General features: G+C 51.9%; 11 protein-coding genes. 6 read left to right on the forward strand and 5 right to left on the reverse strand.

Going from position 1 to position 16,364, the window contains the following annotated elements; translation table 11 throughout:
- Nucleotide 1: 1 nt before the first annotated feature.
- The 4 genes from malG to EHSB41UT_RS08740 form a co-directional block, all read right to left on the reverse strand.
- Nucleotides 2-892: a maltose ABC transporter permease MalG gene (gene malG, locus EHSB41UT_RS08725; protein ID WP_087108808.1), complete on the reverse strand. Its 891-nt coding sequence runs from the start codon at nt 890-892 to the stop codon at nt 2-4.
- A 2-nt stretch (nt 893-894) separates the two neighbouring features.
- Complete coding sequence (gene malF / locus EHSB41UT_RS08730; RefSeq protein ID WP_087108809.1) at nt 895-2,427, reverse strand: maltose ABC transporter permease MalF; 1,533 nt, start codon at nt 2,425-2,427, stop codon at nt 895-897.
- A 72-nt stretch (nt 2,428-2,499) separates the two neighbouring features.
- Entirely contained in the window at nt 2,500-3,684 is a 1,185-nt protein-coding gene (malE, locus tag EHSB41UT_RS08735; RefSeq protein ID WP_087108811.1) for a maltose/maltodextrin ABC transporter substrate-binding protein MalE, read from the reverse strand.
- A 302-nt stretch (nt 3,685-3,986) separates the two neighbouring features.
- Nucleotides 3,987-4,982, reverse strand: coding sequence for a LacI family DNA-binding transcriptional regulator (locus EHSB41UT_RS08740; protein WP_087108813.1), 996 nt, complete (start codon nt 4,980-4,982; stop codon nt 3,987-3,989).
- 328 nt (nt 4,983-5,310) lie between these two features.
- On the opposite strand from EHSB41UT_RS08740, the gene EHSB41UT_RS08745 reads away from it, so the two are divergent.
- From EHSB41UT_RS08745 to EHSB41UT_RS08765, 5 genes are all read left to right on the forward strand, one after another.
- A complete protein-coding gene (locus EHSB41UT_RS08745) occupies nt 5,311-6,708 on the forward strand; it encodes a maltoporin (RefSeq protein WP_133060452.1) in 1,398 nt (465 codons plus the stop codon).
- Between the two features lie 298 nt (nt 6,709-7,006).
- Nucleotides 7,007-8,230, forward strand: coding sequence for a glucose-1-phosphate adenylyltransferase (glgC, locus tag EHSB41UT_RS08750; RefSeq protein ID WP_087108817.1), 1,224 nt, complete (start codon nt 7,007-7,009; stop codon nt 8,228-8,230).
- A complete protein-coding gene (gene glgA / locus EHSB41UT_RS08755) occupies nt 8,220-9,689 on the forward strand; it encodes a glycogen synthase GlgA (RefSeq protein WP_207626596.1) in 1,470 nt (489 codons plus the stop codon). The genes glgC and glgA overlap by 11 nt, the downstream gene beginning before the upstream one ends.
- Nucleotides 9,690-9,873: 184 nt before the next feature.
- On the forward strand, nt 9,874-12,060 hold the full coding sequence (glgB, locus tag EHSB41UT_RS08760; protein WP_087108820.1) for a 1,4-alpha-glucan branching protein GlgB: 2,187 nt from the start codon (nt 9,874-9,876) through the stop codon (nt 12,058-12,060).
- 157 nt (nt 12,061-12,217) lie between these two features.
- Nucleotides 12,218-12,661 carry a PaaI family thioesterase gene (locus EHSB41UT_RS08765; protein ID WP_087108822.1) on the forward strand — a complete coding sequence of 148 codons (444 nt, stop codon included), beginning with the start codon at nt 12,218-12,220 and terminating at the stop codon, nt 12,659-12,661.
- Nucleotides 12,662-12,677: 16 nt separating this feature from the next.
- Here the strand turns inward: EHSB41UT_RS08765 and EHSB41UT_RS08770 are convergent, their stop codons facing one another.
- Nucleotides 12,678-13,646: an aldo/keto reductase gene (locus EHSB41UT_RS08770; RefSeq protein ID WP_087108824.1), complete on the reverse strand. Its 969-nt coding sequence runs from the start codon at nt 13,644-13,646 to the stop codon at nt 12,678-12,680.
- Nucleotides 13,647-13,869: 223 nt separating this feature from the next.
- Between EHSB41UT_RS08770 and EHSB41UT_RS08775 the strand changes: the two genes are divergently transcribed.
- Nucleotides 13,870-16,311, forward strand: coding sequence for a glycogen/starch/alpha-glucan phosphorylase (locus EHSB41UT_RS08775; RefSeq protein WP_242667266.1), 2,442 nt, complete (start codon nt 13,870-13,872; stop codon nt 16,309-16,311).
- Nucleotides 16,312-16,364 lie beyond the last annotated feature (53 nt).

The raw sequence follows: 16,364 nt of genomic DNA on the forward strand, positions 1-16,364 counted from the left end.
ATTAACCTTTTACGCCGCCGGCCGTGAGACCACTGACCAGATAACGCTGCGCCACCAGAAAGATGATGGTGATAGGCAGACCGGTCAGTACCGCAGCCGCCGCGAAATCACCCCACAGATAGTTCTGGGCATACAGGAATTGTTTGGCACCCACTGCCAGCGTCAGCTGATCAGCGCCTTGCAGGAGTACGGATGCAATCGGATACTCACCAATGGTGGTGATGAACGCAAGAATGAAGACCACAGCCAGAATCGGTACCGACAGTGGCAGCAGGATGTAACGGAAAGCCTGCCAGGGCGTGGCACCATCAATGGCGGCGGACTCTTCCAAGGCATTATCAATGCTCTGGAAATAACCTTTGATCAGCCAGATATTCATGGTGATACCGCCCAGATAAGAGACGATCAGTGCCGCATGAGTGTTCAGGCCCAGCCAGGGAATAAAGTTACCCAGCTTGTTGAAAAAGGCATGGAAGGCCACCAGCGCCAGTACCGCCGGGAACATCTGCAGAATCATCATCATGGTCAGCAGGTGATCCTTGAAGCGGAAGCGCAGACGGGCAAAGGCGTAAGCACCAGTAGTGGACAATGCCAGAATCAGCGCTGAAGTAATCAGGCTCACCTTGATGGAGTTCCACAGCCAGGTCAGCACCGGGAAAGTCGGCTGCATAATAGTGCCGTCCGCAGCTTCCCAGGGAATACCCAGCACCAGCGCCCAGTGTTCCAGACTCGGGTTCTCCGGAATCAGGCTGCCGGTAGCAAAGTTACCGGAACGGAAAGATACCGAAACAATCATCAGGAACGGAAACATTACCAGGCAAAGCAGCAGGATCATGCACAGACGCGCTGCCCAGACCCGGTATTTCAAATTACGCGGTTGAACCATGGCCATGATTAGTGCTCCTGCAGATTACGGGTGGCCCGGAGATTGACCCAGGAGATGAAACCGACAATCAGGAAGATCAGCGTGGCAATCGCAGATGCCAGACCAAAGTCCTGACCGGCAATAAAGGCGGTACGGAAGGTAAAACTCACCAGAATATCGGTGTTACCGGCCAGCGTTGAGGTGCCGGACATCATCGGACCACCGTCGGTCAACAGATTGATCAGTACAAAGTTGTTGAAGTTGAAGGCGAAGCTGGCGATCAGAATCGGCGTTAACGGTTTCACCAGATTAGGCAGAGTGATGTACAGCAGGTTGTGGATCGGGCTGGCACCATCAATAGCCGATGCTTCATACAGATCATCCGGAATCGCTTTCAGCAGGCCCATGCAAATAATCATCATGTACGGGTAACCCAGCCAGGTGTTGACGATCAGGATCATGGCCTTGGCCAGGAACGGATCGGTAAACCACTCAGGACGGATACCGAACAGACCTTCAAGGATCATATTGATCTCACCGAAGTTCTGGTTGAACAGACCTTTGAAGATCAGGATCGAGATAAAAGCAGGCACTGCGTAAGGCAAAATCAGCAGCACCCGGTAAACACCCCGCTCACGCAGCGGTTCCCACTGCACCAGCGTCGCCAGCAACAAACCAATGGCTGCGGTAAAGGCAACCGTCAGGCCGGCAAATACCAGAGTCCAGATAAAGATCTTGATAAACGGCTGACGAATACCATCGTCTTCAATCAGACGTTCAAAGTTCTCCATGCCAACATACACAGAGAAGCCTGGGGGCAGCTGTTCACCCGCTTCATTAACATAAAAGCCAGTGGTCATATCCGGACGAATAATCTCGCCAGTCTGGTTATTGATCAGAGTATGATCGTCACCTTCGCGGTATAGCGGCGTCATCACACCGAACTCGCGCAGAGAGGTCATCACCAGACGGCTGCCGTCATCCATGGTCACGGTGACCATGCCCAGCGCGGAACGCTGTTTGATCACATCCCGCATGGAGAGCTTTTTGCCAGCAGCGGCATTGCCGGCAGTAGCAGAAACTTCTGTCGCCTGTTCCGCAGGAACAAAAGACGATGTCGTATAAATAGCCTGTTTATTACTCTTGTCGGTCAGCACCAGCTGATAGTTGTCATCGTTCTGGTACAAAGCCAGACCAAAGGCAACTTCGCTATCTCTGACCTGCTGCTCAAGATGGATTTCCTTAACCCGTTCGAGGGTCAGGATGTTGGCAGAGCCATAGTTGGTGAAGGCGATGTTAAATGTGTACAGCAGCGGAAAAATAATAAACAGGATAATCCCCAGCAGGCAGGGATAGACATACCGGTAGCTGTAAGCCTTCTGGCTGGTAAAAATCCAGGTACCCAGTCCGGTAAGAACCAGCAGGGTCAGGGCAAACAGGATTTCGCCCTGGGCATACATGCCGGCGATAATATAAAGAAGGGCAGTGTCAATCAGAGCAACAAGCGCCCACTTCAGCCCATTGCCGGACAGCAATCCTTTAGCATCGGCAGGTGTGGTCATGGTATCTCTCCGGGAGGGGCAGTCTGGGGCGAACATGCCTGCGAATGCAGGCATGTTCTTTTTCGGGTCTGTTTAGTTACGGATAATCTTGGCGGCGTTATCCAGAGCGGCGTCAACAGACTCCTGACCAGTAGTGATGTTGGTCAGGGCAGACTGCATGGAGGACCAGAACTTGCCCATTTCAGGCACGTTTGGCATCAGCAGGCCGTTCATTACGTTGTCGTAAGTCGCAGCAATACGCGCATCAGCAGACAGCTGCTTCATGTATTCCTTGTGCGCAACAGCACCCAGCGGCTTGTCCTTGTTCAGGGTTTCCAGACCTTCCTGGCTCAGCAGGTAGTTCTCGATAAACTCCTTAACCACTTCCTTGTTCGGGGAAGCGTTGTTCACGGCAGCAGCCCAAACACCAACGAATGCGCGGGAGCGGGAACCATCGATAGAAGGCAGCGGTGCCACACCGTAGTTAATGCCACTCTTCTCCAGGTTGGCCCAGGCCCATGGGCCGGAGATCATCATGGCGGTTTCGCCCTTGTTGAAGCTGGATTCCATCACGCCGTAATCCACGCCGCGAGGCATCACACCGCCTTCAATGATCTTGGCCAGCATACCGGCACCTTTACGGGCACCTTCGCTGTTTACACCCACATCTTTCACGTCGTAACCAGCCGGGGTTTCCTTAAAGACGTAACCGCCGTTGGAAGCCAGCATTGGCATGGTGAAGTAAGGCTGAACCTGGTCAAACATCAGGGTGGTGATGTTTTTCTTTTCCAGTTCTTTCTTGAGATCAAACATCTCTTCGTAGGAAGCCGGAGCCGTCTTGATAATGTCTTTGTTGTAGATCAGGCTGATCGCTTCCATGGCAACCGGGTAGCCATAGATATTGCCGTTGGCGGAAGTCGCCTGCCAGCCTTTGGCTTCAATGGCATTCTTGGTCGCGTCGGATGGAACAACCGGAGCCAGCAGGCCGGATTGTGCCCACTCACCAAAGCGGTCGTGTGCCCACATAACAATGTCAGGGCCTTTACCAGTTGCAGCAGCTTGCTGGAACTTGTCGGTCAGGTTCTCAGGGATTTCAACCTTAACCTTGATGCCCATTTCTTCTTCAAAACGCTTACCAACAACTTCCATACCGTTGTAGGCCTTGTCACCACCAATCCAGATAGTGATCTCGTCGTCGGAGAAAGCGAAAGCAGAATTCGCACCCAGGGAAAGCGCCAGAGCTGAAGCTACGGCAGCAGCAACTGCTTTTTTAATCATTTTGGCTCCATGTAACCCACTGCGGAGAGGGGTAAGACATTGCTATTGGTAGATGAGATCCGGCGAATGTTCAGTTCTGTCCAAAACTGCTGTTCAAGGCGTCGATACCCCGCCTTGAACAGCGCACGCTCAAGTTCCATTCACCAGAAATTGCCGGCGTATAATCCGTTAACAGTTGCCTGAAAAAAATAGTAAAACGTTTACAGAATAAGGGGTTTTACAGGCATCAAATCGTAGAATGACCTAGGTCAAATAATGGGCGTCTTCTAATGGAAAACGCCCTCTCAGATAGCGGTAATTAATCAACAAATCAGGCGGGTGGTCTGACCGGGACGAAGGATGACATCAAGATAACTCCCTCTCGGAGCTTCTTTTTTAATGGCATCCATAACCAGGGCTGTCGCCTGGGCAGCAATCCCTTCTATATCCTGACGAATCGTGGTCAGGGAGTGGTAGCGATCATCATCAATGCCATCGTAGCCAACCACCTGCACATCCTCAGGGACTTTACGCCCCGTGTCGGCCAATGCCATGGAGATACCGGCGGCGACAATATCCGAGAAGGCAACGAATGCATCCGGACGCAGACCAGACTCCAACAGACCACGAATACGACGGTAACTGTCCAAGGCTGGAAGCCCGGTATCCGTCACAATTTCAATGGCTTCTGATGGAATAAGACCAGCGTCGTGCATAGCTTCACGGTAACCCTGGTAACGCAGAGCAGAAACTTCATGATCACTGTGCAGGCACACGTAATAAATGGTACGACAGCCGTTATCCAGCAGGTGACGGGTTGAGAGGTAGCCGCCCTGATGATCATTGGAGGCCACCCAGTAGCCATCTTTCTGCACATCACCAATAGCGACAAACGGTTCTTCCTGACTCATCACTTCCTGATAGCGTGCATCACTGTAATGCAGGCCGATCCCAACATAGGCACGGGCTGCGGTCAGCAGCTCGCCATCCGGGCTGAACTGGGCACGCTTGACCCGGTAGCCCTGCTTCTGCAGTTCTCCTTTCAGAACCTCATAAACCTTGAGCGCAAAGGGTGAGATGGTTCCAAGATCCATACCCAATATCACAGCGACAACAAAGTCATCCATACCATGGAGCTGTCGGGCCATATAGTTGGGCTGGTAATTCAATTCGGCAGCCGCCTGCAGCACTTTTTCACGGGTGCTTTCAGCAACATATTTTCCACCATTCAGCACGCGACTGACTGTAGCAATCGACAGTCCTGCCTGTGCAGCGACCTGGAGGATGGTCGACTGGCCGGCACTTTTCCGTTTGGACATGGTACTTGTAAGGACGACTTGAGGGGTGACGTTCGGCACACAAAAACCGGGATAAAGACTCACGCACACATTTAATCTTTTCCCACAGAAAAACAACGGTTTATATCAATGTTTATGTATGTTTTTACGCAAAAAATTAAGCACACCCTCTAAAAACCTTTTCAGATTGATTTTGTTTGGGTTCGATCAAAAAATCCCTTCCGCCACGTTACATGGCCTGCTGACAAATTCTGCGTTTGTTTATGGATTGTGATTGGTGCTGCAAACGCATAGAGAATACAAAAGCCGGCTGGGCAACTACACAACACTGACATAAAGGAATTTCACCTTGTCCAAGACCATGCGTATCCTGCCTCTGGCCGGTGCAATCTCAGCAATCGTTTTCTCCGCAGCCGCTTCTGCTGCCACTGTTGATTTCCATGGCTATGTTCGTTCCGGTGTTGGCGCCTCTTCCGAAGGCGGTGACCAGGAAGCTTTCCAGGCGGTGGGATCTGGTTCCAAATATCGTCTGGGTAACGAAACCGAGACCTATGGCGAAATCAAGCTGGGCTCCGAGCTGTACAACAAGGACGGCGTCTCTTTCTATCTGGACAGCAATATGGCGTTCAGCGTAGACCAGGCCAATGACTGGGAAGGTACTGACCCGGCATTCCGTGAATTTAACGTAAAAGCCAAAGGCGTTCTGCCTTTTGCACCGGAAGCTACCCTGTGGGCCGGTAAGCGCTTCTACAAGCGTCACGATATTCACCTGATCGACTTCTACTACTGGAACATGTCTGGCCCAGGTGCCGGTATCGAAGGTATTGATATGGGCTTCGCTGATTTGAGCGTGGCGTGGGTCAAGAATGGTGCTGAGCTGGATTACTACGAGACAGCAAATGACGCCATCAACAAGCGTGATGCCAAGCAGTACAAACTTGACCAGAACATTCTGGACATCCGTCTGGAAAATATCGAAGTCAGCGAAAATGGCTCCCTGACTCTGGGTCTGGATTATGCCCGCGGCAATGCTGTTAAAAACCTGGATGGCTTCTATCACCAGTATAAAGTTCATACAACTGGTCCAGATAAAGGCAAATTGGTTGTCGAAAATGGCAAATATGTAGATGAAGCCAAAGCCTTTGCTGTTGATGCTGACGATATGGACAAAGACGGTTACATGCTGACCGTTGAACATACCCAGAACAACTTCTTTGGTGGCTTTAACAAGTTTGTTGTTCAGTACGCTACCGATGCCATGACCGCTTCCGGTATGGGTACTAATGGTCAGGGCTTCAGCAAGGTTGATGAAACTAACCTAGATGGCGACAAGTTCCTGCGTGTTATGGACCACGGTGTTGTCGCTCTGGGTGACAATGTTGAAATGCAGTACGTAGCTGGCTTCAACAAGATGTCCTTCGATGCGGCTAACAAGAAAGACCAAACCTGGATAACCATGGGTGTACGCCCGGTTTACTTCTGGAACGATACTATGAGTTCCGCAATTGAACTCGGCCATGATCGTGTATCCAACGCTATTGATGGCGACAAGGATTCCAAGCTGTCCAAGGTTACCTTTGCTCAGCAGTGGTCTGCAGGTCGCAGCTACTGGGCACGTCCTCAGATCCGTGCATTCGTTACCTATGCTGACTGGAACGAAGATTCCAAAGGCAAAATTGGTGGCGAAGCCTTTGTCGACGAAACCAGCGGCTTCACCTACGGCGTTCAAATGGAAGCCTGGTGGTAAGACTCTAGTCCTTTGAGTGTGTGTGGACCGGTGCCTCAGGGCACCGGTTTTTCTTTGCTGGCTCTTTGCCTTTTATTTCCAGAGCATTCCCAGACTAAAAAGCCTATCGTGTGACCCGTATCACCAAAATCATCAGATGCGGAATCTACTGACTATTTCCAGAAAAAACGAAAGATAAGAATACCTACCCGAGTAGCGATTCGCTGCATTGGCTCGCCTGTAGAAGTCACCCATCAGGCGCTGCACAACAAAAATACCGAAAGCCCAACTATCGATATCACTACATCAGGGACTAATGATGGCTTCAGTGTTGTCTATGATTCTTGCGGGGGGCGAAGGAACTCGCCTGTCTCCTCTGACCGGCAAGCGCGCTAAACCGGCAGTCCCCTTTGGGGGGCAATATCGCATTATTGACTTTGTGCTCAGCAATTTTGTGAATTCCGATCTGCACAAGATCTACCTCCTCACCCAATTCAAATCCCACTCCCTGAATAAACACCTGCAGCGCTGCTGGCGTATTGCCGGGTTGGCCGACAAATTTATCGACACCCTGCCCGCCCAGATGAATACCGGTAACCACTGGTATCGGGGCACAGCTGATGCGATTTACCAGAACCTGAACCAGATCGAATCCGACAACCCGGATCTGGTCTGTATCTTTGGCGGTGATCATATCTACACCATGAATGTCCGGGATATGCTCAATTATCACGAACAGCACAATGCAGATCTGACAGTCGCGGCCATTCCGGTTCCCAAAGAACAGGCTCATCACTTCGGTATTATCGAAATTGATGAACATCATCGTATGACCGGTTTTGTCGAGAAGCCGAAAGGTGAAGTGAAAACCATTCCTGGCCGGCCGGATTATGTTCTGGCCTCCATGGGTAATTATATTTTTGCCCGCGAATGCCTGATTAGGGAGCTTGAGGATGACCATGCCAATGAAGAGTCAGACCATGACTTTGGCAAAAACATCATTCCGAATCTCTTCCCGCGCGCCAAAGTGATAGTTTATGACTTTTCCGACAACACCGTACCCGGAGTTTCCAACAGTAATTACTGGCGTGATGTGGGAACACTGGAATCCTATTGGGAAGCCAATATGGATCTGCTCTCCGATGAGCCGACCGTTGCCCTGAACAATCTGGAATGGCCAATCAACACCTACATTCCTCCCTTCCCACCAGCCAAGCTGTCGTACAAAAAGGGCGCGCGCAACGGCCAGATCAATAACTCCATGATCGGTATCGGCTGTGAAATTCAAGACTGTGTGATTGACCACAGCATCCTCGGCTACAACATTCAGGTCGGGAAGGATTCCCAGATCGTCGATTCCATTATTTTGCCCAACAGCAAGATCGGCGCCGGGGTAGTGCTGAACCGGGTGATTGTGGATAAACGTGCCGAAATTGCCCCGGGAACAAAGATTGGTGTGAACCCGGAAGAAGACCGCAAGCTTTATCATGTTTCTGACACTGGTCTGATTGTTATCCCGCGAGGTGCCAGGGTTGGCTTCTGATCTGAAAATTCTGTTTGCGGTGTCTGAACTGGCAGGAATTGTAAAAACCGGCGGACTCGCTGATGTGGCGGCCGCCCTTGGACCATGGATGCGTAACAAAGGGCATGATGTACGTGTGATCATGCCAGCTTACCGCAAGGCCTTGAATATCCTGCCTACAGAGGTTGTGGGGGTTGGCGAGGTGTTGATGAATGGCAGCCCCCGCGGATTTGCTATTCGGCAGGGGTGCTTCAACGGTGTACCGGTTTACCTGATTGAACACCATCACTACTTTGACCGTGAGGATCTCTACACCAGTTATGGTGAAGGTTTCGCGGACAACACCGAGCGCTTTGCGTTCTTTTGTCTGGCCGCTCTGCAGGCCTGCCAGGTTCTTGGCTTCCAGCCTGATATCATCCATGGACACGACTGGCCTTCCGCACTGTTGCCGTTCTATCTGAAAACCCATGAACAACATAATCCGTTCTTCCGGCAAACCCGTTCCGTACTGACCATTCATAATGGTGCCTACCAACAACATACCGATAGCAGCCTGTTGCCACTGCTCGGTATTGAGCCGCACTGGTTTACTTCGGAGCATTTTGAAGACCATGGTCGTATTAACCTGCTCAAAGGCGGGATTCTGTTTGCCGATAAGATCACCACGGTCAGCCCACATTATGCCGAGGAGTTACAGACGGAACTTGGCTCTCATGGGCTGGTACAGACCATACGTCGGCGTGCGGATGATTTTCACGGCATACTCAACGGGTGTGACTATCAGGAATGGAATCCTGAAACCGATCCGCTGCTGCCAGCCAATTACTCACTGGATAACCTGACAGGAAAACAGATCTGTAAAAGTTTCCTGCAGGAGCGAGCTGGTCTGGCCGCCCGGGCAGATATTCCTCTGTATGGGCTGGTGAGCCGTTTAACCGAACAGAAAGGCTTTGCTTATCTGATACCGGCTCTACGGCAGTTTCTGCAGCAGGATGTTCAGGTGGTTCTGCAGGCTTCTGGCGATCCGGAGCTGGCCGCAGAGTTACGCCGTCTGGCAGAAGCCTTCCCGGATAAATGCCGGTTTGTGGAAGCCTATGACAACAGTCTGGCTCATCAGATTGAAGCTGGGGCTGACTTTTTCCTGATGCCGTCCCTGTTTGAACCCTGTGGCCTGAACCAGATGTACAGCATGAAATACGGCACCCTGCCGATTGTTCGTGCGGTCGGTGGTCTGGTGGATACGGTTCGGGGTTACAGCCACCAAGAGACACCTTCAGAAGCAACCGGTTTTGTCTTTGATGCACCCGACAGTCAGGTTCTTAACCAGTGCCTGCAGGAAAGTCTTGCCATCTTCCACCAGCCGGACGTTATGAAGGTATTGGTTACCAATGCCATGCAAGAGTCGTTTAGCTGGGAACAGTCAACGGAAGACTATCTCGGGGTTTACCGGATGGCTCTTGATCGAGCCCTGGAAAAGTAACTCATCCGTTACCCGGTAGAGAGTTCTGTCTCTGCCGGGTAACAGCGCTGAAGGTGTAAACGTTTTCCCGACAAAACCCTTTTATCCGGCGCAGTAAACAGAATATAAGACTGTGATTTTCAAGCTCTTACGCTTCCCATAACGCAAACCACGGATTAACGATTCTTTCGTACGGTACAATGCCATGAGCCCCGTCCCCGATGTTTCCATCGCAACCTCCAACCTGAACTCGGTTATGCTCTCCGACCCGTTCAGCAGTATTGGCCTTCATGTACCAAACTCCGGCAAAGGTCTTGTTCTCCGAGTCTGGCAACCGGATGCCGAAAGTGTGGAAGCTATTCTCCAGCCGCAAAACAAATCCCTCGGGATGTTGAAGGCCGTTGCCGACGGTATGTTTGAGCTGGCGATGCCGCGCAGAAAAAAGCCTTTCAATTACTCTCTGAAAGTGATCGACAAGAGCGGACACGCCTACGAGTACTTTGACCCCTACCAGTTTGGGGAATATGTGCTTTGCCAGAATGACATTGAGCCGCACCGACTGTATCAGCATCTGGGTGCCCTTCCCCTTGAACATGCATTGAATAACAAGGTATCGGTCAAAGGGACGCTGTTTAAGGTCTATGCGCCCCACGCCCGCTCCGTCAGCGTAATTGGGGATTTCAACAGCTGGGATGGCCGCCGCCACCCAATGGCCAGCTCCGATGACGGTATCTGGCGACTGTTTGTACCCGGCATTGAAAACAATGCTCTCTATAAGTTCGAGATTCATGATCAGCAGGGCAAGTTGCTGCCGGCCAAGGCCGATCCGTTCGGTCGCAAGCATGAACAGTGGCCAGGGCTGGCGTCTATTGTGCAGGCCGACAGTTCCTTTGTCTGGTCCGACAGTGACTGGCTGGCCAGCCGGGAAACCAATAAACAGAAACCCATGTCCGTTTATGAACTGCATGCGGGCTCCTGGAAGAAAAACGACCAGGGTGAGTATCTGGGCTATCGGGATCTGGCCGACACGCTGATTCCCTACATCAAAGAGCTTGGCTTTACCCATATTGAACTGCTGCCGGTCTCGGAGCATCCGCTGTTTGAATCCTGGGGCTACCAGCCTGTTGGACTGTTCGCGCCAACCAGCCGCTACGGTTCACCGGATGACTTTAAATATCTGGTCGACCAGTGTCATAAGAACAATATTGGGGTGATTGTGGACTGGGTTCCGGCTCACTTCCCGGCCGACGACCACGGTTTGTATCGTTTCGATGGCACAGCGATTTACGAATATGAAGATACCCGCCGCGGCTGGCATCCGGACTGGAAGTCTTGGGTGTATAACTATGGCTCACCATGGGTGCAGGATTTCCTGATCAGCAGTGCGCTGTTCTGGCTGGATGAATTCCATGTGGACGGTCTGCGGGTCGATGCCGTGGCCTCCATGTTGTATCTGGATTATTCCCGCAAATATGGCGAATGGGCTCCCAACGTTCATGGGGGCAATGAACACCTCGAAGCCGTTGAGCTGCTGAAGCGACTCAACACAGAAGTGCATCATCACTTCCCGGGCTGTATGACCATTGCCGAAGAGTCCACCAGCTGGCCAGGTGTTTCCCGTCCGGTTAACCATCAGGGCCTCGGCTTTGACTACAAGTGGAACATGGGCTGGATGCATGACTCTTTGGCTTATATGAAGCACGACCCAGTGCATCGCAAGTATCACCACAATGAAATCACTTTCAGCATGGTGTACGCCTACAACGAAGATTTCATTCTGCCTCTGTCCCACGATGAAGTAGTACATGGCAAGGGTACGCTACTCACCCGTATGCCGGGTGATGACTGGCAACGGTTTGCCAACCTGCGGGCTTATCTGGGTTTTATGTTCGGCCATCCAGGCAAGAAGCTGCTGTTTATGGGCGCCGAGCTTGGCACTCATAAGGAGTGGAACCTGGCGCAACCGCTGGATTGGGAACTGCTGAATAATCCATTGAACGCCGGTATCCAGACGCTGGTCAAAGATCTGAATGGTATTTATCAGAGCCACCCGGCTCTCTATGAGCTGGAATATGACCGTCAGGGCTTTAAATGGATGATCCTGGATGATCACGACCAGAGCGTGTTGGCATTCTGTCGTATGGATAAAGAAGGCCGTCCGGTTCTGGTGATCAGTAATATGACTCCCGCCGTACGCCATAATTACCATATCGGAGCGCCATGGGCCGGCCAGTGGCAGGAAATTCTCAATACGGATGCCGCAGCCTATAGTGGCAGCAACATCATCAATCCACAGCTGGAAACGCACCCTGAAGAACTGCACGGTGAACAGCAGAGTCTGGTGGTATCTCTGCCACCTCTGGCCACGATTATGCTAACGCCTTCTGTCTGACATTTGTGTTGTCTGTCCAATGCCCGCACCTGCGGGCATTTTTGTATCTGAATGCTGTAATGTTCCGGCAGGCCAATCATTTTGGTCATCCCGGTAAATGATCCGGACACAGGGTTGTGGTTATGCTGTAAACGTTACCCAACTACAGGACATCACCATGCTGACAGAAATGCTGAAGCCATTTGCAGAAGAAAAAATAGCCTTTGTAAAACGCACCGGTCTTCAGCTGGTTCATGCCGAGTCCGGTTATGTGAAGTGCCTGATGCCGGAGCAGGGGAATGAAAACCATATCGGTACCATGTATGCCGGTGCCATGTTCACCCTGGCGGAAATACCCGGTGGCATTATGTGTCTGTCCAGCTTTGAACAGGGGCGTTTCTTTCCTCTGCTGAAAAATATGTCAGTGAAGTTTGTAAAGCTGGCTAAAGGCGATATCACCTTTGAAACCCGTCTTTCTGCGGAAGAGATTGCCAAAGTCTCGGAAGAAGCCGCCAGAGAAGGTAAGGCTGACTTCTTCCTGAAAGGAGAGCTGCTGGATGGAGACGGTGAAGTCGTGGCGGTATCCGAAGGTCATTATCAGATACGCGCCATCGGCAAATAAGTGCAATCGCCTTGAATCAAGGCAACTCAGTACCACGAGCCGTGACATAGAGTTGATACCACTGTTCACGGCTCAGCTGAACCCGGGTTGCCTGAGCACAGGCCTGAATACGCTCCGGGCTGGTAGTACCGATCACCGGTTGAATCCCCGCTGGGTGACGCATCAACCAGGCCAGAACAATCGCCTCCGGAGCCACGGATAACTCTTCAGCCATGGACGACACCAATCGTGCTGTATGCTGAACCGCCTCTGGCTGACCATCAAGGCTACGGCCTGTGAATACGCCCTGACTCAAACATCCCCAGGCCTGCAGCTGCACATGGTTGCTACGGCAATACTCCAACAGCCCACTGGCAAAGTGGTTACCCTCCTGCTGTCCGGTATTTACCTGCACACCGTTATTCAACCAGTCCAATTTGGTCAGGCTCATTTCCATCTGGTTGACGACCAAAGGCTGATCAAGACTCGCCTGCAAAAGAGCAATCTGATGCTGATCCATATTGGAGACTCCGAAGTGCCTTACCATGCCACGGGAGCGCAACACCTCAAAGGCTGCAGCTACCTCATCCGGTTCCATCAGAGGATCCGGGCGATGCAGCAGCAAAATATCTAGGTAGTCGGTCTGTAAACGTTTCAGAGAGTTTTCCACACTGGTCAGAATCCACTCTCGGGAAAAGTCATAACGCTTTGGACCGTGCCCATCGGCAAACCGGATGCCGCATTTACTCTGCAGGATTAACTGTTCACGCAAGCCCGGACGCTCTTGCAAAACCTGCCCAAAAACTTGTTCTGCCTTGCCTAGTGTATAGATATCGGCATGATCAAATAATGTGATACTGTCGTTTAGAGCAGCATCCACAACCGCATGTGCCTGCAATACGTGATCTCGGGTGACGGGAGCATGATCCCAACCACCGCCCAGGCCCATACATCCATAAACAATGGGGCTGATCGCAGGAAAAGTTTGTGACAAGGGGCCGTTCATGGAGAGTTCCCGAATAAAAGCAACTGGATGTGGAGCATTTTAACGATCGCGGGCCATTTTGCTGGTGTAATCGTTTACACGGCCAGTCCCCCTTCTCAGCCGAAAACTTCCGAAGAATAATGCAATCACATTCCACGGTTCGTGATGGTATTGGCGTTTCTCTCCTGACCTACCGCCTGCAGTCATCACGAGTACTGTATTTTCTGAATAGAGATCAGAGATAGTGAGCGAATTAAAACCGACCAAGATCAGCGCGGACCAACTATCCAACAATATCCTCAAACATCTGACCCGCTCCCTGGGCATCACCGAGTCAGAAGCAACCGCCAAGGATTACTGGGAAGCCCTGAACCTGACAGTGCGGGATCTGGGTATGGACCGTATCCGTGCCACCCGTCAGCAAGAGAGAAAAGCCAAAGCCCGTCGTGTTTATTACCTTTCCTTGGAGTTCCTGATCGGCCGCACCCTGGGTAACAACCTGCAGAACATGGATATCTACAGCCAGGCTGAAGATGCTCTGCGCAAGTTTGGTGTCAATCTGGCAGACGTTCTGGAGCAGGAAGTTGACCCGGCTCTGGGCAATGGCGGTCTGGGACGCCTTGCCGCCTGCTTTATGGACTCCCTGGCCACTCTGGACAAACCGGCTATTGGTTACGGCATCAACTACCGTTTCGGTCTGTTCCGTCAGTCCTTCAAGCACGGCCAGCAGATTGAGAAGCCAGACCAGTGGCGTGAAGACAGCAACAGCTGGGGCAAGTGCCGCATCAAGCGCAAAATCCTGATCCGTCTGTACGGTGAAGTGAACAACGTTGATGGCAAAGCGGTCTGGGAAAACACTGAAAATCTGGCCGGTATCCCATGGGATATGCCGGTGACCGGCTATGAGTCCAATACCGTCAACACTCTGCGCCTGTGGGAAAGCCGTGCCGAGGAAGGCTTTGACCTGTCCAACTTTGATAAGGGCCAGTATCTCTCCGCCAGCAAGAGCGAAATCAAGGCTGAGAGCATCAGCCAGGTGCTCTACCCGAATGATGAGCACGAGAAGGGTAAAGAGCTGCGCCTGATTCAGCAGTACTTCTTTGTCGCCTGTTCACTGGCGGATATTATCGATCGCCATAATCGTGAGAATAAAGATGGCTGGGCCAGCTTCGCGGACAAGGTTGCCATTCAGCTGAACGACACCCATCCGGCTATCGCCATTCCAGAGCTGATGCGCATCCTGATGGATGAGCATGACTTCATCTTTGAAGATGCTCTGGCTCTGTGTCGTAAGGTCTTTGCCTATACCAACCACACCCTGCTGCCGGAAGCCCTTGAGCGCTGGCCACAGAGTCTGATTAACCGGGTTCTGCCACGTCACCTGCAGATCATCCATATGATCAACCACCACTTCCTGACCAAAGAGGTCGAGAACAAGTGGCCGGGGGACAACATGATGAAGCGTCGTCTTTCTATTGTTCAGGAGCCGGAAAGTCACGATCAGGAACCGATGATCCGTATGGCCTTCTTGTCAGTGATTGGCAGCCATAAGGTGAACGGTGTTGCCGCCCTGCACTCCCAGCTGGTGAAGAAGAACCTGTTCCCGGGCTTTAACACTCTGTGGCCGGACAAGATTGTCAATGTCACCAACGGGGTGACGCCTCGCCGCTGGCTGGCCTACTGCAACCCGAAACTGGCAGAGTTGATCGACAGCACCATCGGCACCGAATGGCGTAAGGAGCTGAGCCAACTCGACCAACTGCATGCCTATGCTGATGACCCGGCCTTCCAGAAAGCCTTTGCCGACATCAAGCATGAAAACAAGGAAGTGCTGGCGAAAATTATTGAAGAAGAGTGTGGCGTTAAGGTTTCAGCTGACGCACTCTTCGACATTCAGATCAAACGTCTGCATGAGTACAAACGTCAGCAGCTAAACCTGCTTCATATCATGGCATTGTACCGTCGCCTGCTGTCTAATCCTGAGCTGGACGTTCCGCAGAAGGTGTTTATTTTCGGCGCCAAGGCCGCACCGGGATACAAGCTGGCGAAAACAATTATTCATGCCATCAACATGCTGGGTGAGCGCATCAATAACGATCCCCGCATCAAGGACAAGCTGAAAGTTGTTTTCCTGCCGAACTACCGTGTCAGCCTGGCCGAGAAGATTATTCCGGCAGCGGATGTGTCCGAGCAGATTTCTACAGCGGGCTTTGAAGCCTCAGGCACCGGCAATATGAAGCTGGCCCTGAATGGCGCGCTGACCGTCGGCACTCTGGATGGTGCCAACGTGGAGATCGCCGAGGAGGTGGGTGAAGACAATATCTTTATCTTCGGTCTGACCGTGGATGAAGTGGCTGAGCTTCGTCATAAAGGGTATTACCCCCGTGACGTTTACAAAGCCAATGAAGAGCTGCGCAGCGTGATCGACTGGCTGGCCTCCGATGACCTCTGTCCGGAACAGCCTGGCTCCTTCCAGCCACTGGTTAAGGCATTGCTGGATCAGGGGGATTACTTCCTGACCCTGGCCGACTTTGCCGCCTATGCCGAGGCCCATAAGAAGATCGATGAGACCTGGAAGAATCCGGCACTCTGGTGGAAGAAGGCGATTATTAACTGCGCCTCTATGGGTAAGTTCTCCTCTGACCGTTCCATCAGCGATTACTGCCAGGACATCTGGAAAATGTAACTCTGTTTGATTGTCTGGAGCTGCACAAACATCACCGCCGGAGCTCCGCAGGT

This window comes from Parendozoicomonas haliclonae (genome assembly GCF_900174585.1).
In the GTDB taxonomy this organism is placed as follows: Bacteria; Pseudomonadota; Gammaproteobacteria; order Pseudomonadales; family Endozoicomonadaceae; genus Sansalvadorimonas; species Sansalvadorimonas haliclonae.

Excerpts from the sequence above, each read along its gene's own strand:
- malG (WP_087108808.1), bottom strand. The coding sequence starts at position 892 with ATGGCCATGGTTCAACCGCGTAATTTGAAATACCGGGTCTGGGCAGCG.
- malF (WP_087108809.1), bottom strand. The coding sequence starts at position 2,427 with ATGACCACACCTGCCGATGCTAAAGGATTGCTGTCCGGCAATGGGCTG.
- malE (WP_087108811.1), bottom strand. The coding sequence starts at position 3,684 with ATGATTAAAAAAGCAGTTGCTGCTGCCGTAGCTTCAGCTCTGGCGCTT.
- EHSB41UT_RS08740 (WP_087108813.1), bottom strand. The coding sequence starts at position 4,982 with ATGTCCAAACGGAAAAGTGCCGGCCAGTCGACCATCCTCCAGGTCGCT.
- glgC (WP_087108817.1), top strand. The coding sequence starts at position 7,007 with ATGGCTTCAGTGTTGTCTATGATTCTTGCGGGGGGCGAAGGAACTCGC.
- glgB (WP_087108820.1), top strand. The coding sequence starts at position 9,874 with ATGAGCCCCGTCCCCGATGTTTCCATCGCAACCTCCAACCTGAACTCG.
- EHSB41UT_RS08765 (WP_087108822.1), top strand. The coding sequence starts at position 12,218 with ATGCTGACAGAAATGCTGAAGCCATTTGCAGAAGAAAAAATAGCCTTT.
- EHSB41UT_RS08770 (WP_087108824.1), bottom strand. The coding sequence starts at position 13,646 with ATGAACGGCCCCTTGTCACAAACTTTTCCTGCGATCAGCCCCATTGTT.